At 58.9% G+C, this 25627-nt stretch carries 18 protein-coding genes and 2 pseudogenes; 15 read left to right on the top strand and 5 right to left on the bottom strand.

The genetic code is table 11. The annotated features are described in order from the left end of the window. The first annotated feature begins 10 nt into the window (after positions 1-10). From ACA064_RS20560 to ACA064_RS20530, 7 genes are all read left to right on the top strand, one after another. Entirely contained in the window at positions 11-1738 is a 1728-nt protein-coding gene (locus ACA064_RS20560; RefSeq protein WP_497669760.1) for an autotransporter assembly complex protein TamA, read from the top strand. Beyond that, positions 1735-5406, top strand: a complete 3672-nt coding sequence (locus tag ACA064_RS20555) for a translocation/assembly module TamB domain-containing protein (protein ID WP_497669759.1) — start codon at positions 1735-1737, stop codon at positions 5404-5406. Before ACA064_RS20560 ends, ACA064_RS20555 begins: the two co-directional genes overlap by 4 nt. Positions 5407-5887: 481 nt before the next feature. Next, on the top strand, positions 5888-6304 hold the full coding sequence (locus tag ACA064_RS20550; protein WP_497669758.1) for a DUF3757 domain-containing protein: 417 nt from the start codon (positions 5888-5890) through the stop codon (positions 6302-6304). 283 nt (positions 6305-6587) lie between these two features. Further along, positions 6588-7061 carry a MarR family winged helix-turn-helix transcriptional regulator gene (locus tag ACA064_RS20545; RefSeq protein ID WP_497669757.1) on the top strand — a complete coding sequence of 158 codons (474 nt, stop codon included), beginning with the start codon at positions 6588-6590 and terminating at the stop codon, positions 7059-7061. Beyond that, positions 7058-8527 carry an efflux transporter outer membrane subunit gene (locus ACA064_RS20540; RefSeq protein ID WP_497669756.1) on the top strand — a complete coding sequence of 490 codons (1470 nt, stop codon included), beginning with the start codon at positions 7058-7060 and terminating at the stop codon, positions 8525-8527. The genes ACA064_RS20545 and ACA064_RS20540 overlap by 4 nt, the downstream gene beginning before the upstream one ends. A gap of 15 nt (positions 8528-8542) precedes the next feature. Further along, positions 8543-9745 carry an HlyD family secretion protein gene (locus ACA064_RS20535; RefSeq protein ID WP_497669755.1) on the top strand — a complete coding sequence of 401 codons (1203 nt, stop codon included), beginning with the start codon at positions 8543-8545 and terminating at the stop codon, positions 9743-9745. Positions 9746-9809: 64 nt separating this feature from the next. Continuing rightward, positions 9810-11339: a DHA2 family efflux MFS transporter permease subunit gene (locus ACA064_RS20530; protein ID WP_497669754.1), complete on the top strand. Its 1530-nt coding sequence runs from the start codon at positions 9810-9812 to the stop codon at positions 11337-11339. 132 nt (positions 11340-11471) lie between these two features. Here ACA064_RS20530 and lpxH read toward each other — a convergent pair whose 3' ends face one another. Together lpxH and ACA064_RS20520 are read right to left on the bottom strand one after the other, a co-directional pair. Beyond that, positions 11472-12200, bottom strand: a complete 729-nt coding sequence (lpxH, locus tag ACA064_RS20525; protein ID WP_497669753.1) for a UDP-2,3-diacylglucosamine diphosphatase — start codon at positions 12198-12200, stop codon at positions 11472-11474. Then, positions 12197-12700, bottom strand: a complete 504-nt coding sequence (locus tag ACA064_RS20520; RefSeq protein ID WP_150806917.1) for a peptidylprolyl isomerase — start codon at positions 12698-12700, stop codon at positions 12197-12199. Before ACA064_RS20520 ends, lpxH begins: the two co-directional genes overlap by 4 nt. A 263-nt stretch (positions 12701-12963) precedes the next feature. Between ACA064_RS20520 and ACA064_RS20515 the strand changes: the two genes are divergently transcribed. Together ACA064_RS20515 and cysS are read left to right on the top strand one after the other, a co-directional pair. After that, positions 12964-14661: a glutamine--tRNA ligase/YqeY domain fusion protein gene (locus tag ACA064_RS20515; protein ID WP_497669752.1), complete on the top strand. Its 1698-nt coding sequence runs from the start codon at positions 12964-12966 to the stop codon at positions 14659-14661. A gap of 20 nt (positions 14662-14681) precedes the next feature. Further along, entirely contained in the window at positions 14682-16064 is a 1383-nt protein-coding gene (gene cysS / locus ACA064_RS20510) for a cysteine--tRNA ligase (RefSeq protein WP_497669751.1), read from the top strand. A gap of 176 nt (positions 16065-16240) precedes the next feature. Here cysS and ACA064_RS20505 read toward each other — a convergent pair whose 3' ends face one another. Then, the gene (locus ACA064_RS20505; protein WP_497669750.1) at positions 16241-18076 is read right to left on the bottom strand and encodes a sigma-54-dependent Fis family transcriptional regulator; all 1836 of its coding nucleotides are present in this window, start codon (positions 18074-18076) and stop codon (positions 16241-16243) included. Between the two features lie 331 nt (positions 18077-18407). Between ACA064_RS20505 and ACA064_RS20500 the strand changes: the two genes are divergently transcribed. From ACA064_RS20500 to ACA064_RS20475, 6 genes are read left to right on the top strand one after another with little or no spacing between them, the layout of a single operon-like run. Beyond that, a complete protein-coding gene (locus ACA064_RS20500) occupies positions 18408-19502 on the top strand; it encodes an ABC transporter ATP-binding protein (protein WP_497669749.1) in 1095 nt (364 codons plus the stop codon). Further along, positions 19502-20617 carry an ABC transporter ATP-binding protein gene (locus ACA064_RS20495; RefSeq protein WP_497669748.1) on the top strand — a complete coding sequence of 372 codons (1116 nt, stop codon included), beginning with the start codon at positions 19502-19504 and terminating at the stop codon, positions 20615-20617. The genes ACA064_RS20500 and ACA064_RS20495 overlap by 1 nt, the downstream gene beginning before the upstream one ends. Then, positions 20614-21480 carry a carbohydrate ABC transporter permease gene (locus tag ACA064_RS20490; RefSeq protein ID WP_497669747.1) on the top strand — a complete coding sequence of 289 codons (867 nt, stop codon included), beginning with the start codon at positions 20614-20616 and terminating at the stop codon, positions 21478-21480. The genes ACA064_RS20495 and ACA064_RS20490 overlap by 4 nt, the downstream gene beginning before the upstream one ends. Before the next feature lie 8 nt (positions 21481-21488). After that, positions 21489-22301, top strand: a complete 813-nt coding sequence (locus ACA064_RS20485) for a carbohydrate ABC transporter permease (protein WP_497669746.1) — start codon at positions 21489-21491, stop codon at positions 22299-22301. Positions 22302-22311: 10 nt separating this feature from the next. Continuing rightward, positions 22312-22584, top strand: a complete 273-nt coding sequence (locus tag ACA064_RS20480; RefSeq protein ID WP_497669745.1) for a DUF2160 domain-containing protein — start codon at positions 22312-22314, stop codon at positions 22582-22584. Positions 22585-22629: 45 nt separating this feature from the next. Beyond that, positions 22630-24372: an ABC transporter substrate-binding protein gene (locus ACA064_RS20475; RefSeq protein ID WP_497669744.1), complete on the top strand. Its 1743-nt coding sequence runs from the start codon at positions 22630-22632 to the stop codon at positions 24370-24372. 274 nt (positions 24373-24646) lie between these two features. Here ACA064_RS20475 and ACA064_RS20470 read toward each other — a convergent pair. Further along, positions 24647-24823, bottom strand: a pseudogene (locus ACA064_RS20470) (helix-turn-helix domain-containing protein); the annotation flags it as partial. 105 nt (positions 24824-24928) lie between these two features. Continuing rightward, a pseudogene (locus ACA064_RS20465) lies at positions 24929-25012 on the bottom strand (group II intron maturase-specific domain-containing protein); the annotation flags it as partial. Positions 25013-25627: the final 615 nt, after the last annotated feature.

Here is a 25627-nt window from a genome sequence, read left to right as displayed (position 1 = left end):
ATCCGCGCCTATGAAGTCTCCAGGAAGAATTACCAGCAGTTTGCTCATGCTGGTCACAAGCTGTGCGGCGTTTGCGCAAAGCGAATTGGACGTCAGGATCAAACCGTCCAACGATGAACTGAAGGCCAATATAGAAGGCTATATCGGTGGCCTCGGCGAGCGCGATGAAGAAGCCTTGTTGCGCTTCAGTCGCGGCGCCGAAGAGCAAGCGCGAAAGGCCGCCCAGGCCCTGGGTTACTATCAGCCGCAGATCGACAGTGAAGTCAAAGGCGGCAAGAAGCCTCGGCTGGTGTTGAACATCGACCCTGGCGAGCCGGTGCACTTGCGTAATGTCACCGTGCGAGTCGATGGCCCCGCAGCCTCTCTCAAAGCCTTCCGCGTGCCGAAAGGCGCTCAGCTGAAATCCGGCGCGGTACTCAATCACGGTCACTACGAAGACGCAAAGCGGTTGATCCAGAATCAGGCCTCGCGCTATGGCTATTTCAGCGGGCGCTTTACCAGCCAGAAATTACTGGTCGACCCCCAGGCCGGCGTTGCCGACATCGAACTGATCTACGACAGTGGTCCGCGTTATGCGTTGGGCAAGGTCAGCTTTGCTGGCGACACTCCGTTCGATGAAGATTTGCTGCAGCGCATGGTGCCGTTCAAGGCCGGTGATCCCTACGACTCCGAACAGATCGCCGAGCTGAACCAGGCGCTGCAGTCCAGCGGTTATTTCGAAGGGGTGCGGGTCGATGCCGCGCCCGCCGCCGCAGCCAACAATGTAATCCCGGTGGCCGTGCAACTGGAAACCCGCAAGCCTCGGACCATGGGCCTGGGCCTGGGGTTTTCCACAGACGTCGGGCCGCGCGTCAAGGCCAACTGGACCCGGCATTGGGTCAACCCCCAAGGCCACAGCTATGGCTGGGAGACCGAGGTGTCCGCGCCACGGCAGAATGTCGGGCTGTGGTACGACGTGCCGCTGGATCCGCCGCTCACCGACAAACTTCGCTATGCCGGCGGCTATCAATATGAAGAACTGGCGGGCACCGACAGCCTGAGCAAGCTGCTGACCGTCGGCCCCGAGTGGCACAGCAAGTTGCCCAGTGGCTGGCAGCGGGTGATTTCGCTGAAATGGCAGCGCGAGGAATACCGCCTCGGCGATGATTCCGGTCTGAGTACCTTGCTGATGCCCGGCGTCAGTTATTCCTACCTGCGCAGCGACAACCGCATCGATCCGCACAATGGCTATCGTCTGCAATTCGACACCAAAGTAGCCAAGGAAGGATTGGGCTCGGATAACAATCTGCTCTATGGCACGGCACTGCTCAAAGGCTTGACCACGGTCTGGGACAAGCACCGGCTACTCGGTCGCGTGCAGTTCGGTGGCAGCGCCACCAATGGCTATGCCTCGATACCGCCGTCATTGCGCTTCTTTGCCGGTGGCGATCAAAGCGTGCGCGGATACGACTATCAGAGCCTGTCGCCGAAAAACTCCGACGGCGATCGCATCGGTGGACGCTACATGGTCGCCGGCAGCGCCGAGTATCAATATTCCGTCACTGACAAGTGGCGGGTCGCGACCTTCATCGACCAGGGCAATTCGTTCAACACCCTTGAATTGCCGAACCTCAAGACTGGGGTCGGTATCGGTGTGCGCTGGGTTTCGCCGGTCGGGCCGTTGCGCCTGGACGTTGCCCGGGCAATGGACGATGACGGCGGCTTTCGTTTGCACTTTTCCATGGGGCCTGAGTTGTGAATCGTGTTGTGAAAATAGCGCTGCTGGCGATCCTGGCGCTGGTGATGATGGTGTTGCTGGCGCTGGCCACGGTGCTGGGAACTCAGGCTGGCAGCCGTTGGGCGCTGGGCTGGGTGCCGGGTTTGACGGTGGAAAACTTCCAGGGTCGCCTGGGCGCCCGATGGAGTGCCGATCACCTGCTCTGGCAGCAGGACAGAAGCCGGGTCGAGCTGAGCCGGCCAGTATTTGCCTGGTCGCCGCTGTGCCTGACGCGCATGACTTTGTGTATCGAACAACTGAAGGTCGAGCAGGTCAGCCTGCAGTTTCCACCGGGCAGCGATGAAAGCAGCGGCCCCATCAGCCTGCCGGACTTGAAGCTGCCGCTGGCTATCGAGTTGGGCGAAGTGCGGATCGGCAGCTTGTTGTTCAACGGCAGCGAAGAACTCAAAGGCCTGCAACTGGCGGCGCAGTGGACGACCAAAGGGCTGCAGATCGACTCGGTGCACCTGCAACGGGACGAGCTGAGCCTGGAGCTGTCCGGCCTGCTGCAACCGAGCGGCGACTGGCCGTTGACGGCTGAAGGCCGATTGACCTTACCGGCGCCGGGCACCGGACCCTGGGCACTGGCCTTGAAAGTCGACGGCAATCTGCTGAAAACCCTGAAGCTCAAGGCTGACAGCAGTGGTTACCTGCAAGGCCAATTGACCGGCGAGCTGCAACCCTTGGTGGAGAACCTCCCTGCCCAGGTGCGCATCACCGCGGATGGCTTCAAGGCCAGCGCCGACTTGCCGGACACTCTGCAACTCAATCAGCTTGAGCTCACGGGCAAGGGCGATCTGAAAAACGGTTATCAACTGCAGGGCAGCGCCACCTTGCCCGCCGAACAGGGCCCGGTCGGTCTGCTGCTGCAAGGCAAGGTCGACGCAAAGGGCGCGCAAATCGCCGCGCTGGACCTCAGCGCCAGTGCTGAGCAGAGCCTCAAGCTCAGCGGGCAACTGGACTGGAGTGAAGGCTTCAGCGCCGAGGGCAAGGTCGACTGGCTGAACTTCCCCTGGCATCGGCTCTATCCGCTGATCGACGAACCTGAAGTGGCGCTGCGGACCTTCAATGGTGAAGTGTCTTACCGCGATGGCAATTATCTTGGCAACTTCAAAGCCGCCCTCGATGGCCCGGCAGGGGCGTTCAGCCTGAGCAGTCCGTTCAGTGGCGACCTGACAAAAATCTTCCTCCCGGAGTTCAAGCTGGTGGCCGGACAAGGCAAAGCCGAAGGGCACTTGAACCTGCAGTTTGCCGAGGGCATCGCCTGGGACACGGCGCTCGACCTGTCGGCGATCAACCCGGCGTATTGGCTGGCGGAGTTGCCGGGTACTCTCGCTGGACCGTTGCGCAGCAAGGGCGAACTGAAGAATGAACAGCTGAAGTTGAACGCTGACCTGGACCTCAAGGGCAAGCTGCGCGGTCAACCCGCGGTGCTCCAGGCCAAGGCCGATGGTGGCGGCGAACAATGGACCCTCAACGCCCTGGATATTCGCCTGGGTGACAACCGCATTCACGGCAGCGGCAGCCTGCAACAAAAACTGGCCGGGCAGATCGACATCAAGATGCCGCGCCTGGGGCAGCTCTGGCCGCAATTGCGCGGCCAGCTCAATGGCCGGGTCGACGTCGCGGGGACGCTCAAGGCACCCCAAGGCAAGCTGAGCCTGCAAGGCCTGCAGCTGGCGCTTGAGGATAAGCGCCTGCAAAGCCTGAACCTGGACGCCAAGCTGGACAGCGCGCAACGGGCGCGCATCGATCTTAAAGCCAGCGGCATCCAGGCCGGTGACACGCAACTGGGCACGCTGACCGCCAGCGGCCAGGGCGATATCAAGCAGCAGAAGCTGCAACTGGACTTGCAGGGCCCGCTGCTCAAACTGGCCCTGGGGCTGGACGGCAATCTGGATAAAGGTAACTGGCGCGGACGTCTGGCCAGCGGTGACCTACAGGCCGGAGGCCAGGACTGGAAGCTGCAGGCCCCGGCGAAGCTCGAGTATCTGGCCGATGGCAGGATCAACTTTGGAGCCCACTGCTGGGTGTCCGGACAAGCCAGTATGTGTGGTGAAGATCAGCGGTTGATGCCCGACCCGATGTTGCGTTACCACCTCAAGCAGTTCCCGATTGAAAGCCTCGCCCAATGGCTGCCGAAAGATTTTGCCTGGAAGGGCAGGCTCAATGCTGACGTGCAACTGGATCTGCCAGCCAGCGGCCCGAAAGGCCAGGTCACGGTCGACGCCAGCGGCGGCACCTTGCGCATCCGCGAAAAAGACCAGTGGCTGGACTTCCCTTATCAGACGCTGAAACTCGATAGCCGCCTTAGTCCGACTCGCATCGATACCCAGCTGAATTTCGTCGGTGGCAAGCTGGGCGAACTGATGCTGCAGGCGCAGATCAATCCTTTACCCCAAAACAAGCCGCTCACCGGCTCGTTCCGTCTCAGCGGCCTGGATCTATCGGTGGCCCGACCTTTCATGCCGATGGTCGAGAAACTGTCCGGGCATTTGAATGGCAGTGGCAGTTTGTCTGGAGGGTTGCTGACGCCCCAAGTCAACGGCAGTTTGATTCTCAGCGACGGCGAAGTGTCTGGGCCTGAATTGCCCACCAGCTTCGAGGCGCTGCAGATTCAGGCGCTGATCGCTGGCGAAAGCGTGCAGCTGAACGGCGGCTGGAAAAGCGGCAAGAGCGGGCAGGGCCGCTTGAGCGGGAATATTAACTGGGGCCAGGCACTGGTGGTCGATCTGAGCCTCAAAGGCTCGCAATTGCCGGTCACGGTCGAGCCTTATGCGGCGCTGGAAGTGGCACCGGACCTGAAGATCTCGATGCAGAACGACAAACTGGCGATCACCGGCAAGGTGCTGGTGCCCAAGGGCGATATCACCATCCGCGAGTTGCCGCCGTCCACCGTCAAGGTCTCGGATGACACGGTGATCGTTGGCCACCAGACCGAAGAGGGCAAGCCGCCGCTGGTCATGGCCATGGATATCGACGTGATCGTCGGCAAAGAAAAGCTCAGTTTCAGTGGTTTTGGATTGACCGCCAACCTGCAAGGCCAGGTGCATATCGGCGACAACATGGACACCCGTGGCGAGCTCTGGCTCAACGAGGGTCGCTATCGCGCCTATGGCCAGCGTCTGACCGTGCGCCGTGCACGGCTGTTGTTCGCCGGCCCAATCGATCAGCCGTATCTGGACATCGAAGCGATTCGCCAGACCGGTGACGTGATCGCCGGGATCCGCTTGAGCGGCAACGCCGAGCAGCCGACCACGCAGATTTTCTCCGAGCCGGCCATGAGCCAGGAGGATGCCCTGTCCTACCTGGTGCTCGGTCATAAGCGGAGCACCACCGGTGAAGACAACAACATGCTGGCCCAGGCGGCGCTGGGTCTGGGGTTGATGGGCAGTTCCAACTTCACCGGCACGCTGGCCAAGGATCTGGGGATTGAGGATTTCCAGCTCGACACCGAGGGCAGCGGCGCAGCCACTAGCGTGGTCGCCAGCGGCAATATCTCCGAGAAGCTCAGTTTGCGGTATGGGGTGGGGGTGTTCGAACCGGCCAATACCATCGCCCTGCGCTACAAACTGAGCAAGCGGGTCTACCTGGAAGCCGCCAGCGGCATCGCCAGTTCGCTGGATATCTTCTACAAGCGGGATTTTTGATTTAAAACCTTCAGGAATTCTCCTTCTTCTTCATATCATGAATGTATGAAGTAAGGAGGGAGAATTTGTTGTGTGGGAATATTCACCTTCGTGTATAGCCTAAGTTGTTTGGTGTTGAAGGTTGGTTGTTGCTGGAGTGTGGGGGTAATCTATTTTTTCAATGGAAGATTGTCTATTTGCTTGTTTTTTTGAAGTGTGTCGTGTTCGCTTTTTATGTATTTTAATATTTATATAGTTGATTTATAACGGTTTATTGTTATTTTACGTTTTCTGAAAGTTGGTTGATACTCTTTTATTATGTTTTTTTTGGTGACATGTTTTGAGGTCTTTTCGAACGGCTGTGGCTGTTCTTTGAAATGCGAGTCTGTACTAGGATGAGGTCATCGCAATTGATGCGATCTATTGATTTATCTGCCTGGGCTGAAAACAAGTCGTAGATGGATGATGACTAAACTTAAAGTGCATACATGGAGTAACAAACATGACTGGAATGACCCAGAAAATTTCCGCTGGCGTAATCGTGATGATGGCATTGATGGCTAACGCCTATGCCGGCAACGCCTGCCCAACGGTCAGCAAGATCCAGCAGAAAGCATCTGAACATGGCGGCTTTGTTTACACGGCACCTGCGGGTAATGGTCTGCAATGGACCGGTGAAAACCCGATGGCTGACGAGACGGATCTGAAAAATGTAGCGTTCAAGGAAGCGTATGTCGTAAATGCGAAAAACTTTGTGGCCTGCGACTACGTCGGCTCGAAGCGTGAAGGCGTACGCATGGCGCTGAAAACCTCTGGCTCCGTTCAACCGGGTGCGGCATGGAGCAATGAAACCCAGCCGGACGGCAGCGTTCTGCCTCGCTGTGCTGGCGTGATGCCAGATCAGTGCAAGTTCAACTGATCAGAGCTGCGCATTGGCTTATCCGTGAGTTGAATTGAATATCCCGCCTAGCCCGCAAGACCGAATCGCCCCGTTCGCGAGCAAGCTCGCTCCCAAAGGAATCACACTGATTCTGTGAGGGAGCGGGCTTGCTCGCGAACGGGGGCGCCGCGGTATCCCAAGCAACATTCCCCTCCGTTCCTCACTCAAATACAAAGCTTCCTAACTATTTCGTTGACATTCGCTGCCTAGGCAGTAACATCTGGACACACACTCTCTGCCTAGGCAGCTATTTGGTGGCCAGATGAAACACTTCACGCCGGACAACTTTCTAAATTGCCATCTCGGGCTGCTGCTCGGCCGTGCCGCGCTGCTCAAGGACCGGATCATCGACACCCATATGGAACCTCATGGCGTCACCGCCGCGCAGTTCAAGGTGCTGATCATCATGGCCCAGTTCGGCGTCGATACCCCGGCCGAGTTGTGCCGACACCTGTCCCTCGACAGCGGTTCGATGACGCGGATGCTCGACCGGCTCGAACAGAAAGGCCTGCTGGCGCGCCAACGCAGCGAAGGTGACCGGCGCCAGGTGCAACTGGTGCTGACGGTCGAAGGACAGCGACTGGCCGACATGCTTCCGGAAATCGGCGCCAACGCGATGAATCAATTGGCCAGCGCACTCGACCCCGAGGAGCTGCAAACCCTGGAGCGGATCCTGAAGAAAATATTGGTGGCGGCCGGTGATTCGATCACCTTGCTGCGGGTAGGTGATAAATGAGCAATAAATCCTTGCGTAGCGGTTTGAGCCTGGTGCTGCTGGCCCTGAGTCTGGCCGGTTGCGCCAGCTACAGCGGCCTCGCCACCGAAGGCGTCAGCCTCGACCCGAACCACCTCAAGGCTGGGCAATCGCTCAGTGGCGTGACCCTGTCACCGGCAGCCTGGCCGAAAAGCGACTGGTGGAAAAGCCTCGGCGATCCGCAACTCGACGGCTTGATCCGCGAAGCCCTGCGCGACAGCCCGGATATGCAGATCGCCGGCGCCCGGGCCCATCAGGCCAGCGCCGCCGCCTATGCCGCCAACGCCGCGCGGATGCCGACCCTCAACGCCAGCGCCAGCGTCAGTCGTTCGCGACTGGCCCGCGACCAGGACCCGAGCGGGCAGGGCGGCAACTACAGCACCCTGCGTAGCCTGGGCGTGGACTTCAATTACACCTTCGACCTCTGGGGCGGCCAGCGCGCCACCTGGGAAGCCGCGCTCGGCCAGGCCCGCGCTGCCGAGATCGACCGCCAGGCGGCGCAGCTGACCCTGGCCGCCGATGTCGCCCGGGCCTACAGCAATTTGGGCCAGGCGCATATCGTCCATGACCTGGCCAATGAAGATCTCAAGCGCACCCGGCAAATGCTCGACCTGGGCAAAAGCCGATTGAGCTCCGGGATCGACAGCCAATATCAGTACCAGCAAACCGAAAGCCTCGAGGCCAGCTCCCAGGCCGCGTTGATCGACGCCGAGAAAAACCTGCAAAGCGCCCGGATTGCCCTCGCGGTGTTGCTTGGCAAAGGTCCGGATCGCGGCAACGAAATTGCTCGGCCGAACGTATTGCAGGCCAGCGCCGTGGCCTTGCCATCGGTGATCCCGGCCGAGTTGCTGGGTCGCCGCCCGGATCTGGTCGCCGCACGCTGGCGGGTTGAAGCGGCGAGCAAGGATATCGTCGCCGGCAAGACCAACTTCTATCCAAACCTCAATTTGAGCGCGGCTGCCGGGGTGCAATCGCTGTTGGGCGATGCGATGTTCGGCTCGGCGAGCCGCTTCTTTAATGTCGCGCCGACCATATCGCTGCCAATTTTCGATGGTGGTCGCCTGCGTGCCGATCTCGATTCTCGTGACGCCGACTACGACCTCGCCGTGGCGCAGTACAACAAGAGCCTGGTGACCGCCTTGGGCGATGTCAGCGACGCCCTCTCGCAACTGAGCGACATCGGCCGGCAGATCAAAGCCCAGCAACACGCCACCGATATTGCCCAGGACTCTTACAACACCGTGGTCCAGCGCTTCGGTTCCGGAATCGGCAACTACCTGGACGTACTCAGCATCGAGCAACAACTGCTGCAGACCCAGCGTCAGCTGGCGAACCTGAATGCCGAGCAGATCGACCTTTCGATTCAATTGATGCAGGCACTGGGCGGCGGGTTTCAGGCCGACACGCTGGCTGCGGCCAACCCAACCCCAGCCACGCGGACTGAATAATTCAAGGTACTTGTCATGGCTACTGAAGACACAATCAACACTGCCGAAAACTCCCAGGACATGGGCAACCAGCGCAAGCGCAAGCTCATGCTGCTGGCGCTGGCTGTCATCGTCGTCCTTGGGGGCTTGAGCGTCTGGGGCTGGCACGAGTTCTACGGGCGCTGGAATGAAAGCACCGACGATGCCTATGTGAATGGCAACGTGGTGGAAATCACCCCCTTGGTCACCGGCACCGTGGTCAGCATTGGTGCCGATGACGGCGATCTGGTGCATGAGGGCCAGGTGCTGATCAACTTCGACCCCAATGACGCGCAAGTCGGTTTGCAAAGCGCCCAGGCCAATTTGGCCCGCACCGTGCGTCAGGTCCGCGGCCTGTACAGCAACGTCGATGGCATGAAGGCACAGGTCAATGCGCAGAAAGCCGAAGTGCAAAAAGCCCTGGAAAACTTCAATCGTCGCAAGAACCTGGCAGCTGGCGGGGCGATTTCCCAGGAAGAACTGTCCCACGCCCGGGATGACCTGACTTCGGCGCAAAACGCCTTGGCCAATGCCCAGCAGCAACTTAATACCAGCAGTGCCTTGGTGGACGACACCGTGGTCTCGTCCCATCCGGACGTGCAGGCCGCCGCCGCGCAACTGCGTCAGGCCTACCTGACCAATGCCCGCAGCACCTTGATCGCACCGGTCACCGGTTACGTGGCCAAACGCACCGTGCAGCTCGGTCAGCGGGTTCAGCCGGGCACCGCGCTGATGGCGGTGATCCCGCTGGATCAGCTGTGGATCGATGCCAACTTCAAGGAAACCCAGCTACGTGACATGCGCATCGGTCAGCCGGTGGACATCGAAGCCGACCTCTATGGCAGCGACGTGAAATACAGCGGCACCATCGACAGCCTCGGTGCTGGCACCGGCAGCGCGTTTGCCTTGCTGCCGGCGCAGAACGCCACCGGCAACTGGATCAAGATCGTCCAGCGGGTGCCGGTGCGGATTCATATCAACGCCGAAGAACTTGCCGAGCATCCATTGCGGGTCGGTCTGTCGACTCAGGTTCAGGTCAATCTGCACGACCAGAGCGGGCCGGTGCTGGCGCAACAACCGCCGCAAAAGGCCTCGTTCAGCACCGGTGTCTACGACCGTCAGTTGGTTGAGGCCGATGCAATGATCACTCGCTTGATCCACGACAACAGCTCTGCGGCGAGCAAAACCGTCCAGCGCTGATTCGCCAATCCGTCAGCTGCGGCCATAGCGGTCGCAGCGCGGGCTACGTTTCAAAGGATTCGCGATGAGCAATAACGCCTCATTCACGCCACCCAGCCTGGTGTTCGCCACCATCGGTTTATCCCTGGCGACCTTCATGCAGGTGCTCGACACCACTATCGCCAACGTGGCCTTGCCGACGATTTCCGGAAACCTGGGGGTGAGTTCGGAGCAGGGCACCTGGGTCATCACTTCGTTTGCCGTGAGCAATGCGATTGCGCTGCCGTTGACCGGTTGGCTCAGCCGGCGCTTCGGTGAGGTGAAGCTGTTTCTCTGGGCGACCATCCTGTTTGTGCTGGCGTCGTTCCTGTGCGGTATCTCCACCTCAATGCCCGAACTGGTCGGTTTTCGAATAGTGCAGGGCCTGGTGGCGGGTCCGCTGTATCCCATGACCCAGACCCTGCTGATCGCGGTCTATCCGCCCGCCAAACGGGGGATGGCATTGGCGTTACTGGCGATGGTCACGGTGGTTGCACCGATTGCCGGCCCGATACTTGGCGGCTGGATTACCGATAGCTACAGCTGGCCGTGGATCTTCTTTATCAACGTACCCATCGGCGTGTTCGCGGTCATGGTGGTCAAGCAACAGCTCAAGGCCCGACCGGTGGTGATCAGTCGCCAACCGATGGATTATGTGGGCTTGCTGACCCTGATCATTGGTGTCGGTGCGCTGCAGGTGATCCTCGACAAGGGCAATGACCTCGACTGGTTCGAGTCGAACTTCATCATTATCGGCGCGGCCATTTCGGCGATAGCCCTGGCGGTGTTCGTAATCTGGGAAATGACCGACAAGCACCCGGTGGTCAATCTGCGGTTATTCGCCCATCGCAACTTTCGCATCGGCACCATCGTGCTGGTGTTCGGTTATGCCGGCTTCTTCGGTATTAACCTGATCCTGCCGCAGTGGCTGCAGACGCAGATGGGCTATACGGCGACCTGGGCCGGGCTGGCGGTGGCGCCGATCGGGATTCTGCCAGTGCTGATGTCGCCGTTTGTCGGCAAGTACGCGCACAAGTTCGACTTGCGGCTGCTGGCCGGGCTGGCGTTTCTGGCGATTGGCTTGAGCTGCTTCATGCGCGCCGGGTTCACCAATGAAGTGGACTTCCAGCATATTGCCCTGGTGCAGCTGTTCATGGGCATTGGCGTGGCGCTGTTTTTCATGCCGACCCTGAGCATTCTGATGTCGGACCTGCCGCCGCACCAGATCGCCGACGGCGCCGGCCTGGCAACCTTCCTGCGGACCCTGGGCGGCAGCTTTGCGGCGTCCTTGACCACCTGGATATGGATCCGCCGCGCCGATCAGCATCATGCCTATCTGAGCGAAAGCATCAGCACCTATGAGCCGGCGACCCGGGATGCCTTGAACAGTCTGGGCGGGGCGGGGAATCCGGCCTATGCGCAGCTGGATCATGTGCTGACCAGCCAGGCCTACATGCTCTCGACCGTGGATTACTTCACGTTGCTGGGTTGGGCTTTCATGGGCTTGATACTGCTGGTGTGGCTGGCCAAACCGCCGTTTGCGGCGAAGGCGGGGCCGGCGGCGGCAGGGCATTGATTTAGCGGCGGCCGCTAAAAGATCGCAGCCTTCGGCAGCTCCTACATGGGAATCGCGTACACCCGTTAATTATCGGACGAACACAAATTCCGTAGGAGCTGCCGGAGGCTGCGATCTTTTGATCTTTGGTTTTTATGGTGTAACGAAGTCAAACGGTGCCAATGCAAACCCTTGCTCATCCACCTGCAACGCCCAGCCCTGGCGATCCCAGTCCCCCAGCACAATGCGCCTGGCCGCTTGCTCGCCAATCTGCAGCTTGTGGATGGCCGGGCGGTGGGTATGGCCGTGGACCAGGGTGCGTACGCCATATTCCTGCATGATCCGCGGGACTTCCTCGGGGGTGACGTCGACGATGTCGTTGGCTTTCATGCGGGTCTGGGTGCGGCTTTCGCTGCGCAGCTTGCGCGCCAGTTTCTGTCGGGTGCCCAAGGGCAGATGCCGCAGGATGAATAGGGTGATGGGGTTGCGCAGATAACGACGCAGCTTCATATAGGCTTCGTCACGGGTGCAGAGGCTGTCGCCGTGCATCAGCAGCACCGGCTCGCCGTTCAATTCAACGACGCTCGGGTCTTTGAGCAGGGTTGCTCCTGCGGCCTTGCAGAAGGCCTTGCCGAGCATGAAATCGCGATTGCCATGCATCAGGAACACCTGCGTACCGCTGTCGCTGAGTTCCCGCAGTGCCTGGCAAATGGAAAGCTGGTAGGGGGTCATGGCATCGTCGCCGATCCATGCCTCGAAAAAATCTCCCAAAATGTACAACGCTTGCGCCGAGCGGGCACGCCCACCCAGTAAATCCAGAAACGCCCGGGTAATATCCGGGCGCTCCTCTTCCAGATGCAAATCTGAAATCAGCAGTATCACTCAATGATCTCGGCTTTCTCGATGATCACGTCTTCTGCTGGTACATCCTGGTGGCCGGACTTCATGGTGGTGGCAACACCCTTGATCTTGTCGACAACGTCGCTGCCTTCGACCACTTTACCAAACACTGCATAACCCCAGCCTTGCGCGGTTTTGGCGCTGTGGTTGAGGAAGCTGTTGTCGGCAACGTTGATGAAGAACTGCGCGGAGGCCGAATGCGGCTCCATGGTGCGGGCCATGGCGACGGTGTACTTGTCGTTGGAGAGACCGTTGTCGGCTTCGTTCTGGATGCTTGGGCGTTTGTCTTTCTTTTCCTTCATGCCTGGCTCGAAACCGCCGCCCTGGACCATGAAGTTACCGATCACACGGTGGAATACGGTGTTTTCGTAGTGGCCGGCCTTAACGTACTCGACGAAGTTGGCCACGGTGATCGGGGCTTTTTCGGCGTTCAGTTCCAGGACGATGTCGCCCTTGTTGGTAGTCAGTTTGACTTTAGTCATGATCGTTATCGCTCTTTCAAGAAATTCGTGGGTTTCGGGGCGCTCACGCTGCCTGCAGGCCCGAACCGGTCTGGCAAAAAAACGCCAGGGTGCGCAGTTTAGCGTGCCGGGCGCGAATTTCGAGGCTGTTTTTCAAAACAGGTGCATTAAACGCAGCTGTTTTCGGGCCTCCTCTGTCAGGTGCTTGACAGCATCGGCTATGATAGCGGCTTTGTTTTGTCAGGCCCGTATTCCGGCCGCGCACTTGTACGTCCAAGGATCCTATGAGCAAGCCCACTGTCGACCCTACCTCGAATTCCAAGACCGGACCTGCCGTTCCAGTCAATTTCCTGCGCCCGATCATCCAGGCGGACCTGGACTCGGGTAAGCACACGCAGATCGTCACCCGTTTTCCGCCAGAGCCCAACGGCTACCTGCACATCGGCCACGCCAAGTCGATTTGTGTGAACTTCGGCCTGGCCGAGGAGTTCGGTGGCGTCACGCATCTGCGTTTTGACGACACCAACCCGGCCAAGGAAGACCAGGAATACATCGACGCCATCGAAAGCGACATCAAATGGCTGGGCTTCCAATGGTCCGGTGAAGTGCGCTATGCCTCGCAGTATTTCGACCAGCTGCACGATTGGGCGGTGGAGCTGATCAAGGCTGGCAAGGCCTATGTTTGCGACCTGACCCCGGAACAAGCCCGGGAATACCGCGGCAACCTGACCGAGCCGGGCAAGAACAGCCCGTTCCGTGAGCGCAGCGTCGAAGAAAACCTCGACTGGTTCGCCCGCATGAAATCCGGCGAATTCAAGGACGGCGAGCGCGTCCTGCGGGCCAAGATCGACATGGCTTCGCCGAACATGAACCTGCGCGACCCGATCATGTATCGCATCCGTCACGAGCACCACCACCAGACCGGTGATACGTGGTGCATCTACCCGAACTACGACTTCACCCACGGTCAGTCGGATGCCATCGAAGGCATCACCCACTCGATCTGCACCCTGGAGTTCGAAGGCCACCGGCCGCTGTACGACTGGTTCCTCGACAACCTGCTAGTGCCGGCGCACCCGCGTCAGTACGAGTTCTCGCGGCTGAACCTGAACTACACCATCACCAGCAAGCGCAAGCTCAAGCAGTTGGTTGACGAGAAACACGTTCACGGCTGGGATGACCCGCGCATGTCTACGCTGTCGGGTTTCCGCCGCCGTGGCTACACGCCGAAATCGATCCGCAACTTCTGCGACATGGTCGGCACCAACCGTTCCGAAGGTGTGGTCGACTTTGGCATGCTGGAATTCAGCATCCGCGACGACCTCGACCACAGCGCCCCCCGTGCCATGTGCGTGCTGCGTCCGCTGAAAGTCGTGATCACCAATTACCCGGAAGGCCAGGTCGAGAACCTCGAACTGGCGTGCCACCCGAAAGAAGACATGGGCGTGCGCCAACTGCCGTTCGCCCGTGAGATCTACATCGACCGTGAAGACTTCATGGAAGAGCCGCCAAAAGGCTACAAACGCCTGGAGCCGAATGGCGAAGTACGTCTGCGCGGTAGCTACGTGATCCGTGCCGACGAAGCGATCAAGGACGCCAATGGCAACATCGTCGAACTGCGTTGCTCCTACGATCCTGAAACCCTCGGCAAGAACCCTGAAGGCCGCAAGGTCAAAGGCGTGGTGCACTGGGTCCCGGCCGCGGCCAGCGTCGAGTGCGAAGTGCGTCTGTACGATCGCCTGTTCCGTTCGCCGAACCCGGAGAAGGCTGAAGACAGCGAAGGTTTCCTGGACAACATCAACCCTGATTCACTGAAGGTGCTCACCGGTTGTCGTGCCGAACCCTCGCTGGGCAATGCACAGCCGGAAGACCGTTTCCAGTTCGAGCGCGAAGGCTACTTCTGCGCGGATATCAAGGACTCGAAACCCGGTCAGCCGGTGTTCAACCGTACCGTGACCCTGCGTGATTCATGGGGTCAGTGATCAAGCGTTAAGGAACAATCGTGCTTACCATCTACAACACGCTCACCAAGAGCAAAGAAGTCTTCAAGCCTCTGGATGGCAACAAGGTGCGCATGTACGTCTGCGGGATGACCGTATACGACTACTGCCACCTGGGCCACGGCCGCAGCATGGTCGCCTTTGACCTGGTGACCCGCTGGCTGCGGTTCAGCGGTTATGACCTGACTTACGTGCGCAACATCACCGACATTGACGACAAGATCATCAACCGCGCCCGTGACAACGGCGAGGCGTTCGAAGCGCTGACCGAGCGCATGATCGCGGCGATGCACGAGGACGAAGCGCGGCTGAACATCCTCAAGCCGGATATGGAACCGCGTGCCACCGAGCATATCGCCGGCATGCACGCGATGATCCAGACCCTGATCGACAAGGGCTATGCCTACGCGCCAGGTAATGGCGACGTGTACTACCGCGTCGGCAAGTTCATGGGTTATGGCAAGCTGTCGCGCAAGAAGATCGAAGACCTGCGCATTGGCGCGCGGATCGAAGTCGACGAGTCGAAACAGGACCCGCTGGACTTCGTGCTGTGGAAAGCCGCCAAGCCGGGCGAGCCGAGCTGGGAGTCGCCATGGGGCACCGGGCGTCCGGGCTGGCACATTGAATGCTCGGTGATGTCGACCTGCTGCCTGGGCGAGACCTTCGACATTCATGGCGGCGGCAGCGACCTCGAGTTCCCGCACCACGAAAACGAAATCGCCCAGAGTGAAGCGGCGACCGGTAAGCAGTATGCCAATGCGTGGATGCACTGCGGGATGATTCGCATCAATGGCGAGAAGATGTCCAAGTCCTTGAACAACTTCTTCACCATTCGCGACGTGCTCGACAAGTACCACCCGGAAGTTGTGCGCTACCTGCTGGTGTCGAGCCACTACCGCAGCGCGATCAACTATTCGGAAGACAATCTCAAGGACGCCAAGGGCGCTCTGGAGCGTTTCTACCATGCGTTGAAAGGCCTGCCGAGTGTTCCGGCCGCCGGTGGCGAAGCCTTCGTCGAGCGTTTCACCCAGGTGATGAACGACGACTTTGGCACGCCGGAAGCCTGCGCGGTGCTGTTCGAGATGGTCCGTGAGATCAACCGCCTGCGCGACAGTGATGTGCAAGCGGCGGCCGGTCTGGCGGCACGCTTGAAAGAACTGGCCAGCGTGCTGGGTGTGCTGCAACTGGAAGCCGAAGACTTCCTGCAGGCCGGCGCTGAAGGCCGGGTTGATGCGACCGAGGTCGATGCGCTGATCCAGGCGCGTCTGGCGGCTCGTGCCAACAAGGACTGGGCCGAATCCGACCGCATCCGCGACCAGCTCACCGCCATGGGCGTGGTGCTGGAAGACGGCAAGGGCGGGACGACCTGGCGTTTGGCTGACTGATTGCTGCGTTTGCTATAAACAAAAACCCGCCACGTGCGGGTTTTTGTTTATCTAAAGATCAAAAGATCGCAGCCTGCGGCAGCTCCTACAGGATTGTGCTTATCCGCGATGGCAAGGTTGTACGCTACCCTGTGTAGGAGCTGCCGCAGGCTGCGATCTTTTGATCTTGGGTTGTCTCAGGTGTCAAGTTGACGCAATCGCTTGTACAAGGTATTTCTGCTCACACCCAGCCTTCGGGCAAGGTGAGAAATGTTGCCTCCTACCGCCTGCAACTGCCGATTCAAATCCTCGGCATCTTTCAAATCAACCGCCAACGGCTCATCCACCTCGCCCGGCTCCATCTCCAGATCCACAAAAAAATCATCCGGCAAATGCTCCGGCCGCACCGGTTGTTCCTCGGCCATGGCCAGCGCCACCTGCATCACGCTGCTGACCTGCCGCAGATTCCCCGGCCACGGATGACGTTGAAACAATTCCAGCACTTCACTGCTGAGCCCGGCCCATTGCGTCGGCTCCCGATGCTGCTCCCACAAGCGCTTGAACAGTGCCTGCTTGTCACTGCGCTCGCGTAAGGGCGGCAACTCCAGCGTCAACCCGCCGATTCGGTAGTAAAGGTCTACTCTAAAACGCCCCGCTTGAACCTGCTCGCGCAAGGCGCGGTTGGTGGCGGAGATGATGCGGATATCCACCGGGAACAGTTCGCTGCTGCCCACCGGCTGCACGCAGCGCTCCTGCAATACCCGCAACAACCGGGCCTGCGTCGGCAGCGGCATGTCGCCGATTTCGTCGAGGAACAGCGTACCTTTGTCCGCCTTGCGGATCAGCCCGATGCTGCCTTTCTGGCTGGCACCGGTAAAGGCGCCTTTTTCATAACCGAACAGCTCCGACTCCACCAGTTCGGCGGGGATCGCCGCACAGTTGACGGCAATGAACGGTTGTTTGCTCCTTGAGCTGGCCTGATGCAGGGCTTTGACGAACACTTCCTTGCCCACTCCGGTTTCGCCATGAATCAGCAACGGGATGTCTTTCTCCAGCAAGCGCTCGGCCTGGCGCACGGCTTTTTCGACGCGACTGTCACCAAAGTGCAGGGTACTGAGGCTGATCGCTGCCGGGGCGGGGCTGACCGGTTCGGCAAACACCCGGGCCTGAATCGGCGTCTGCTTGGGGTGCTTCAACACACACTGAAATCGATTGCGCCCCGAAGCCTGCAGCGCGAAGGGTAAACCTTCCGGCTGGTTGAGCAGGTCCCGCAACGAGACCTTGAACAGGCTTTCGACGCTGACCCGCGACAGGCTGATGCCCAGCAGATTGTCGGCGCGGCGGTTGGCCGATAGCACCTGGCCGCTTTCATCGAAGATCAGCAATCCGGCCCATTGGCTGTCGAGGTTGTTCAGGCCAGTGTTGAAGGTCAGCTGGAATTGCCGGCCCTGGAACAGGTTGAGGATCAGCCGGTTCTCCACCGTCTGACTCATCATTTTCACCATGCCCAAGGTGTGGGACGGCGGCAGGTAGCTGTCGCTGGAGACGTCGAGCACCGCAATCACCTTTCGATCCGCGTCGAAAATCGGCGCTGCAGAGCCGGTCATGAAGCGGTTGGCCTTGAGGAAGTGTTCGTCGTGCTCGATATGCACGGCTTGCTCGCAGGCCAAGGCGGTGCCGATAGCGTTGGTCCCGGTGCAGCGTTCCATCCAGCTGGCGCCGGCCTTGAAACCTCGGGCCAGGTTCGGCTCGATAAAGCGCTGGGTGCCCCAGGACGTCAGTACCTGGCCCTGGTTGTCGGCAAGCATGATCAGGCAGTTGGAATTGCTGAGTATGTTTTCGTAGTAGGGCAGGACTTCCTGGTGGGTGGTTTGCACCAGGGAGTGCTGGCTTTCAAGCAACTGGCTGATGCGTTCTGCCGGCAATTGATCGAAGGCTGGAGCGCTTTGATGACTGAGCCCGAAGGCCCGGCAGCGGCGCCAGGAGTCTTGAATGATGGTGTCGTGGGACAACAGCGGGGCAGGTGCGGCCATGGCAGTCGATCTCTGAGCAAGCTTTATTGTTTTTATAGGATTTCAGCGCTGCCCACGACCCTGTGACCGCGTAATTCGCGAGATGAACGGTGCACCCGACAAAGCGGCGGACAAGGCGAAAAGCATCCGTTGAGTGTTGTTCACTATTGTTCATTGTCAAACCCGGGACTGTTCAGTTGTTCAGTCGCGGTTGTTCATTTCTGTTCAGCAACGAATGCCGATCTCCCTTCATTTTCAGGAAAACCCAACTGGATCAATCGTTTGGAGTTTTTGGCACGAATGTCGCTCTGTTGTTCAGGTCGCTTGACTCCAATAATAAAAAGGCCGAGCCATGTCATTAACGCTGGAGCACGTCAGTCGAACCGTCGAGGGCCAGGTCTGGATCGACGATGCGAATCTTCGCTTCGAACCTGGATCCTTCAACGTCTTGCTCGGCCGTACGCTGTCCGGCAAGACCAGTCTGATGCGGCTGATGGCAGGTCTGGACAAGCCCGACAGCGGACGCATCCTGATGAACGGCGTCGACGTCACCCAGCGCCCGGTGCGGTTGCGCAATGTGTCGATGGTCTATCAGCAATTCATCAACTACCCGACCATGACTGTCTTCGAAAACATCGCCTCACCGCTGCGTCAGTCCGGTGTTTCGGCCGACCTGATCCGGAGCAAGGTGCTGGAAACCGCACAGATGCTGCGCATCGAAAAGTTTCTGCAGCGTTATCCCCTCGAACTCTCCGGTGGCCAACAGCAGCGCACCGCCATGGCCCGGGCGCTGGTCAAGGATGCCGAGCTGATCCTGTTCGACGAGCCGCTGGTCAATCTCGACTACAAGCTGCGTGAAGAGCTGCGCCAGGAAATGCGCGAGCTGTTCAAGGCCCACCACACCATCGCGATCTACGCCACCACCGAGCCCAACGAAGCGCTGGCCCTGGGCGGCACCACGACTATTCTGCATGAAGGCCGGGTGGTTCAGAGCGGCAAGACCGCCGAGGTCTATCACCAGCCGCAGACCGTGCTGGCCGCCGAGCTGTTCTCCGAACCCCCGATCAACCTGATGCCGGGACGTATTGCCGGCAATGAAGTGAGCTTCGCCAATTTCGTGCATTTTCCGCTGAACGTGGATTTACGTCCGGTCGGCGAGGGCGAATTTCGCTTCGGCGTGCGGCCGAGCCATATCTCCCTGGTGCCGAGCAACGACGACGACCTGGAGCTGGCGGTGACCGTCGAGGTGGCGGAGATCAGCGGTTCGGAAACTTTCCTGCATGTGCGCAACGAGCATTTCCTGCTGGTGCTGCACTTGCCCGGCGTCCACGAGTACGACGTCGACGCGCCGATCCGCATTTACATCCCGACTCACAAACTCTTCGTCTTCGATGCGCAGGGGCGGTTGGTCCAGGCGCCCGGTCGGCGTGTCGCGAGGGTTGCCTGATGGCCGAAATCCGTTTGCAGAACCTCGCCCACAGCTACAGCCCTGCGCCTGCCGGGCCTGAGGATTATGCGATTCGCGAGATGAACCATATCTGGGAGCAGGGTGGTGCTTATGCCTTGCTCGGGCCTTCCGGGTGCGGCAAGTCGACTTTGCTCAACATCATTTCCGGGCTGCTCATCCCGTCCGAAGGTCAGGTGCTGTTCGACAGCAAGGTGGTTAATGAGCTGACGCCCGAGCGGCGCAACATCGCCCAGGTTTTCCAGTTTCCGGTGGTCTACGACACCATGACGGTGTTCGATAACCTGGCCTTCCCGCTGCGCAATCAGGGCATGGCCGAGGCGAAGATTCACAGCAAGGTGCTGGAAATCGCCGAGGTCCTAGATTTGCAGGCGCTGCTGTACAAGAAGGCCCGCAACCTGACGGCCGATGAAAAGCAAAAGGTCTCCATGGGCCGTGGCCTGGTGCGTGATGACGTGTCAGCGATTCTCTTCGACGAGCCGCTGACAGTGATCGACCCGCACCTGAAATGGAAACTGCGGCGCAAGCTCAAGCAGATCCATGAGCAGTTCAACATCACCATGGTCTACGTGACCCACGATCAACTCGAGGCCTCGACCTTTGCCGACAAGATCGCGGTGATGTACGGCGGGCAGATCGTGCAGTTCGGCACGCCGCGGGAATTGTTCGAGCGGCCGAGCCACACCTTTGTCGGTTATTTCATCGGCAGCCCGGGGATGAATCTGATCGAGGTCAAGCCCCAGGCCGGCGGCGTCGGTTTTGCCGGAACCCATCTGGCCTTGTCCGAGGCCTTGCAGCAGCGGATTGCCAAGAGCCAATGGCAGACCCTGAAAGTCGGTATTCGTCCGGAGTTCATCCACGTCTGGGACGAGCCCTACGACGACGCGCTGCAAGCGGCCGTGGTGCACGTCGAAGACCTGGGCACCTACAAGATCATGACCCTCGATCTGGATGGCGCGCCGTTGAAAGTGCGCCTGACCGAAGACAAGCCGGTACCCGAAGGCAAGGCCTGGATCAGCTTCCCGGCGCAGTGGTTGATGGTCTATGCCGATGATTACCTGCTAGAGGCGCAACCCATGAACGAGGCGCAGCCATGAATAAGGTGCAGAACAACAAGGCCTGGTGGCTGGTGTTGCCGGTGTTCCTGCTGGTGGCCTTCAGTGCGGTGATCCCGATGATGACGGTGGTCAATTATTCGGTGCAGGACATTTTCGATCAATCGAGCCGCTATTTCGTCGGAGCCGACTGGTATCGCCAGGTGCTGCTCGATCCACGCCTGCACGATTCGCTGCTGCGGCAGTTCATCTATTCCGCCTGCGTCTTGCTGATCGAGATCCCGCTGGGTATCGCCATCGCCCTGACCATGCCGACCAAAGGCCGCTGGTCATCGCTGGTGTTGATCTTGATGGCGATTCCACTGCTGATTCCGTGGAACGTGGTCGGCACCATCTGGCAGATCTTCGGCCGCGCCGACATCGGCTTGCTCGGCTCGACCTTGAATGCCATGGGCATCAGCTACAACTACGCGGCCAACACCATGGACGCCTGGGTCACGGTGTTGGTGATGGACGTCTGGCACTGGACCTCACTGGTGGCGCTGCTGTGTTTTTCCGGTCTGCGGGCCATCCCGGATGCGTACTACCAGGCGGCGCGAATCGACCGGGCTTCGAGCTGGGCGGTATTTCGCTACATCCAGTTGCCGAAGCTGAAAAGCGTACTGCTGATCGCGGTGATGCTGCGCTTCATGGACAGCTTCATGATCTACACCGAGCCGTTCGTCCTGACCGGCGGCGGGCCAGGTAATGCCACCACCTTCCTCAGCCAGACCCTGACCCAGATGGCGGTCGGGCAATTTGACCTGGGGCCGGCGGCGGCATTCTCGCTGGTGTACTTCCTGATCATTCTGTTGGTGTCCTGGCTGTTTTACACCGCCATGACTCACTCTGACGCCAACCGCTGAGGTCTGCCATGAGCAAACGTCTCACCCCTTCTAAAACAGTGCCCTTGCTGATCTACATTCTGTTCCTGCTGGTGCCGATCTACTGGCTGCTGAACATGTCTTTCAAGAGCAACACCGAAATTCTCGGCGGCCTGACGCTGTTTCCCCAGGACTTCACTTTCGCTAACTACAAAGTGATTTTCACCGATCCGAGCTGGTACACCGGTTACCTCAACTCGTTGTACTACGTGAGCCTGAACACGGTGATCTCCTTGAGCGTGGCGTTGCCGGCAGCCTATGCGTTCTCTCGTTACCGGTTCCTCGGCGACAAACACCTGTTCTTCTGGCTGCTGACCAACCGCATGGCGCCACCGGCGGTGTTCCTGTTGCCGTTCTTCCAGCTGTATTCGTCCATCGGCCTGTTCGATACCCATATCGCGGTCGCGCTGGCTCACTGCCTGTTCAACGTGCCGCTGGCAGTGTGGATTCTCGAAGGCTTCATGTCCGGTGTGCCGAAGGAAATCGACGAAACCGCCTACATTGATGGCTACAGTTTTCCCAAGTTTTTCGTGAAGATTTTCATCCCGCTGATCGGTTCGGGCATCGGCGTGACAGCGTTCTTCTGCTTCATGTTCTCCTGGGTCGAACTGCTGCTGGCGCGCACCCTGACCTCGGTCAACGCCAAGCCGATCGCAGCGGTGATGACCCGCACCGTTTCGGCTTCGGGGATCGACTGGGGCGTACTGGCGGCGGCAGGGGTGTTGACCATCCTGCCGGGCATGCTGGTGATCTGGTTCGTTCGTAATCACGTGGCCAAGGGCTTTGCCCTCGGCCGGGTCTGAGGAGCTGCTGATGGAATGGATGAACTGGACCCCGCCGACCGCGGCATTCTTTGGCGCCATCGCTCTGTTGCTGGCGGGCATGACCACCTGGGAGCTGCGTTCGCCGAGCATCCCTCGGCGCGGCTTTCTACCGATCAGCACCACCCGTGGTGATCGGCTGTTTATCGGTCTTCTCGCAAGCGCCTACCTGCATCTGCTGGTGATTGGTGTGACTGAGTGGAGCATCTGGGTGGCGTCCGCGCTGTCCCTGGTGTGGCTGTTGGCTGTGATGCGTTGGGGCTAGCCGAAATCCGGCAGTCATGCTCCGAAACCCAAACAGGAGGTCTCTATGTTCGACAAAAACAATAAGCTGCGACATAGCGTTTCATTGGCAGCCATGCTGGCACTCAGCGGGCTGAGCGCTGCGGCCTGGGCCGATGCCTATGAAGACGCGGCGAAGAAATGGATTGGCAGCGAGTTCAAACCGTCCACCCTCACGCCAGACCAACAACTCGAAGAACTGAAGTGGTTCATCAAGGCCTCCGAGCCGTTTCGCGGGATGAAGATCAACGTGGTCTCGGAAACCATTGCCACCCACGAATACGAGTCTAAGGTGCTGGCCAAAGCCTTTACCGAAATCACCGGGATCAAGCTGACCCACGACCTGTTGCAGGAAGGCGATGTGGTGGAAAAACTGCAGACCCAAATGCAGTCGGACAAGAATATCTACGACGGCTGGGTCAACGACTCGGACCTGATCGGTACCCATTTTCGCTACGGCAAGACCGAATCGATCACCGATCTGATGGCCAAAGAAGGCAAGGCCTACACCTCGCCAACCCTGGACATCAAAGACTTCATCGGTATCTCCTTCACCACCGCGCCGGACGGCAAGATCTACCAGTTGCCTGACCAACAGTTCGCCAACCTCTACTGGTTCCGCGCCGACTGGTTCGAACGTGCGGACCTCAAAGCAAAGTTCAAGGAAAAGTACGGCTACGAGCTGGGCGTGCCGGTGAACTGGTCGGCCTATGAAGACATCGCCAAATTCTTCAGCGAAGACGTCAAGGAAATCGACGGCAAGCGCGTCTACGGTCACATGGACTACGGCAAGAAAGACCCGTCCCTTGGGTGGCGCTTCACCGATGCCTGGTTCTCCATGGCCGGCGCCGGCGACAAAGGCATACCCAACGGCTTGCCGGTGGACGAGTGGGGCATCCGCGTCGAGGATTGCCATCCGGTCGGTTCCAGCGTGACCCGCGGCGGCGACACCAATGGCCCGGCGGCGGTGTATGCGACCACCAAGTACGTTGACTGGATGAAAAAATACGCGCCACCGGAAGCGGCGGGCATGACCTTCTCCGAATCCGGCCCGGTACCGTCTCAAGGTAACATCGCCCAGCAGATTTTCTGGTACACCGCTTTCACTGCCGACATGACCAAACCTGGTTTGCCGGTAATGAATGCCGATGGCACGCCAAAATGGCGCATGGCACCGTCGCCGAAAGGTCCGTACTGGGAGGAGGGCATGAAACTCGGTTATCAGGACGCCGGTTCCTGGACCTTCCTCAAATCCACACCGGAGAAACAACGTCTGGCGGCCTGGCTCTACGCGCAGTTCGTGACTTCGAAAACCGTGTCACTGAAGAAAACCATCGTCGGCCTGACGCCAATCCGCGAATCGGATATCAACTCGCAAGCCATGACTGACCTGGCACCGAAACTCGGCGGCCTGGTGGAGTTCTATCGCAGCCCGGCCCGAGTGCAATGGACTCCGACCGGGACCAACGTGCCGGACTATCCACGTTTGGCGCAACTGTGGTGGAGCCACATCGCCGAAGCCGCCAGCGGCGAGAAAACCCCGCAACAGGCGCTGGATGGCCTGGCCAAGGACCAGGACGCAATCCTGACCCGTCTGGAACGCTCGAAAGCACAAGCGGTCTGCGCCCCGAAAATGAACCCGGAGCGCGATGCCCAATACTGGCTCGACCAGCCGGGTGCTCCGAAACCGAAATTGGCTAATGAGAAGCCTAAAGGCGAAACCGTGAGCTATGCCGAACTGCTGAAATCGTGGGAGGCGGCGCGTAAGTAAACCGCTGAATCACGCAATGCAAAACGGCACCGCAAGGTGCCGTTTTTTTTATGGGACACATCTCTAAAGGCTAGAACTCCCGTAGCAGCTGTCGAGTAGAACGAGGCAGCGTCCGAGGACGGAGTCCTCGTAAAACCTGTGCTCGCAGTTTATCTGAAACACCGAGGTGCCGGGTTTTACGGCTGCTTCGCAGCCGAACGCTGCCTTGCTCTACTCGACAGCTGCTACGCCTTTTTGCTGCGCGTCGATCAAGGACGGATCAGCCTTCAATCGTTCAGGTTAACTCTGCGAGCCGCGCTACCGTCTCTGGGAATCGTGCAACCAGGCGGATAAGCGTCACAGCTTGAGCGTTTGGTTTCGCCCGCCCTTGTTCCCAGTTTTCCAGGGTGCGGGTGTTGGTCCGCAGATACATGGCAAACACGGAACGCGAAAGATTCAGTTGCTGGCGTAGGCATCGGCGAAGGTCATCTGTTTCATCGGGCTCAACCGTTCAGTTCGTGTGAGGCGGGTATTTTCACCAGAGATGGAAGTCTTTTTCAGAGTTTCCCTAGCAGTTCTGATTCATATGAGGCGCCCCCGAGTTCCACCATGGGCCGCGACCATTGAAGGCTGATTTGCAGGCGCGAGCTTCACTAAGCCCCGCTCCTGCAACCGCCCAGTTTTTTTTTTTGGCGTCGTAGGAAATAAGCTACGTTATTTTTAGATATATCTTATCTTAAGTTGGGAATAGTACTTCAAGGGTTGTAAGTGGATTCTGAAATTTTAGAGTTTTCTTTGCATAAATTTTTCTATTGCACTAGTTTCGATTTATTGGCGATTCATCGTTGATTGGTCTGTTGGTCTACTTTGGCTGTCGTGTGTTTGAATGTTTTGAATATGCATAAAAGTATTTATTAAATAGTCAAAAGCCCGAGAGAGTGAAAGTATGAACGAATAGGCGCGATCCTCGATCCTGAAAACTTTAATGTCCCTGAGATGATGTTAGCTCAAATCATTAGATCTGAAAGATGTAGCCAGCCTATAAGAATATTTTCTCTTGAGTCGGTGTTCGTCCCTTATTTTTTTAACCCGATGAGTGGGCCTAAAGCCTAATCGCGCTGCCAGTATTGTCAGATCTTTCCGATAGGCCAGTAAGATACTACCTTTTTCGTTATTTTGCCGATGGAAGATCGTGGTGACGTATGAGAGGTATGGTTCAATAGATAATATTAGATGAAACTTTCACTTGTCCGCTCTTTAGGTGCAATCAATCGAT

It is taken from the genome of Pseudomonas sp. LBUM1658, from assembly GCF_059716055.1.
This window is presented reverse-complemented; position numbering and strand designations above follow the sequence as displayed.

Excerpts from the sequence above, each read along its gene's own strand:
- ACA064_RS20545 (WP_497669757.1), top strand. The coding sequence starts at position 6,588 with ATGAAACACTTCACGCCGGACAACTTTCTAAATTGCCATCTCGGGCTG.
- ACA064_RS20560 (WP_497669760.1), top strand. The coding sequence starts at position 11 with ATGAAGTCTCCAGGAAGAATTACCAGCAGTTTGCTCATGCTGGTCACA.
- ACA064_RS20515 (WP_497669752.1), top strand. The coding sequence starts at position 12,964 with ATGAGCAAGCCCACTGTCGACCCTACCTCGAATTCCAAGACCGGACCT.
- ACA064_RS20500 (WP_497669749.1), top strand. The coding sequence starts at position 18,408 with ATGTCATTAACGCTGGAGCACGTCAGTCGAACCGTCGAGGGCCAGGTC.
- ACA064_RS20485 (WP_497669746.1), top strand. The coding sequence starts at position 21,489 with ATGAGCAAACGTCTCACCCCTTCTAAAACAGTGCCCTTGCTGATCTAC.
- ACA064_RS20550 (WP_497669758.1), top strand. The coding sequence starts at position 5,888 with ATGACTGGAATGACCCAGAAAATTTCCGCTGGCGTAATCGTGATGATG.
- ACA064_RS20490 (WP_497669747.1), top strand. The coding sequence starts at position 20,614 with ATGAATAAGGTGCAGAACAACAAGGCCTGGTGGCTGGTGTTGCCGGTG.
- ACA064_RS20540 (WP_497669756.1), top strand. The coding sequence starts at position 7,058 with ATGAGCAATAAATCCTTGCGTAGCGGTTTGAGCCTGGTGCTGCTGGCC.
- ACA064_RS20495 (WP_497669748.1), top strand. The coding sequence starts at position 19,502 with ATGGCCGAAATCCGTTTGCAGAACCTCGCCCACAGCTACAGCCCTGCG.
- ACA064_RS20475 (WP_497669744.1), top strand. The coding sequence starts at position 22,630 with ATGTTCGACAAAAACAATAAGCTGCGACATAGCGTTTCATTGGCAGCC.
- ACA064_RS20535 (WP_497669755.1), top strand. The coding sequence starts at position 8,543 with ATGGCTACTGAAGACACAATCAACACTGCCGAAAACTCCCAGGACATG.
- ACA064_RS20530 (WP_497669754.1), top strand. The coding sequence starts at position 9,810 with ATGAGCAATAACGCCTCATTCACGCCACCCAGCCTGGTGTTCGCCACC.
- ACA064_RS20520 (WP_150806917.1), bottom strand. The coding sequence starts at position 12,700 with ATGACTAAAGTCAAACTGACTACCAACAAGGGCGACATCGTCCTGGAA.
- ACA064_RS20505 (WP_497669750.1), bottom strand. The coding sequence starts at position 18,076 with ATGGCCGCACCTGCCCCGCTGTTGTCCCACGACACCATCATTCAAGAC.
- ACA064_RS20480 (WP_497669745.1), top strand. The coding sequence starts at position 22,312 with ATGGAATGGATGAACTGGACCCCGCCGACCGCGGCATTCTTTGGCGCC.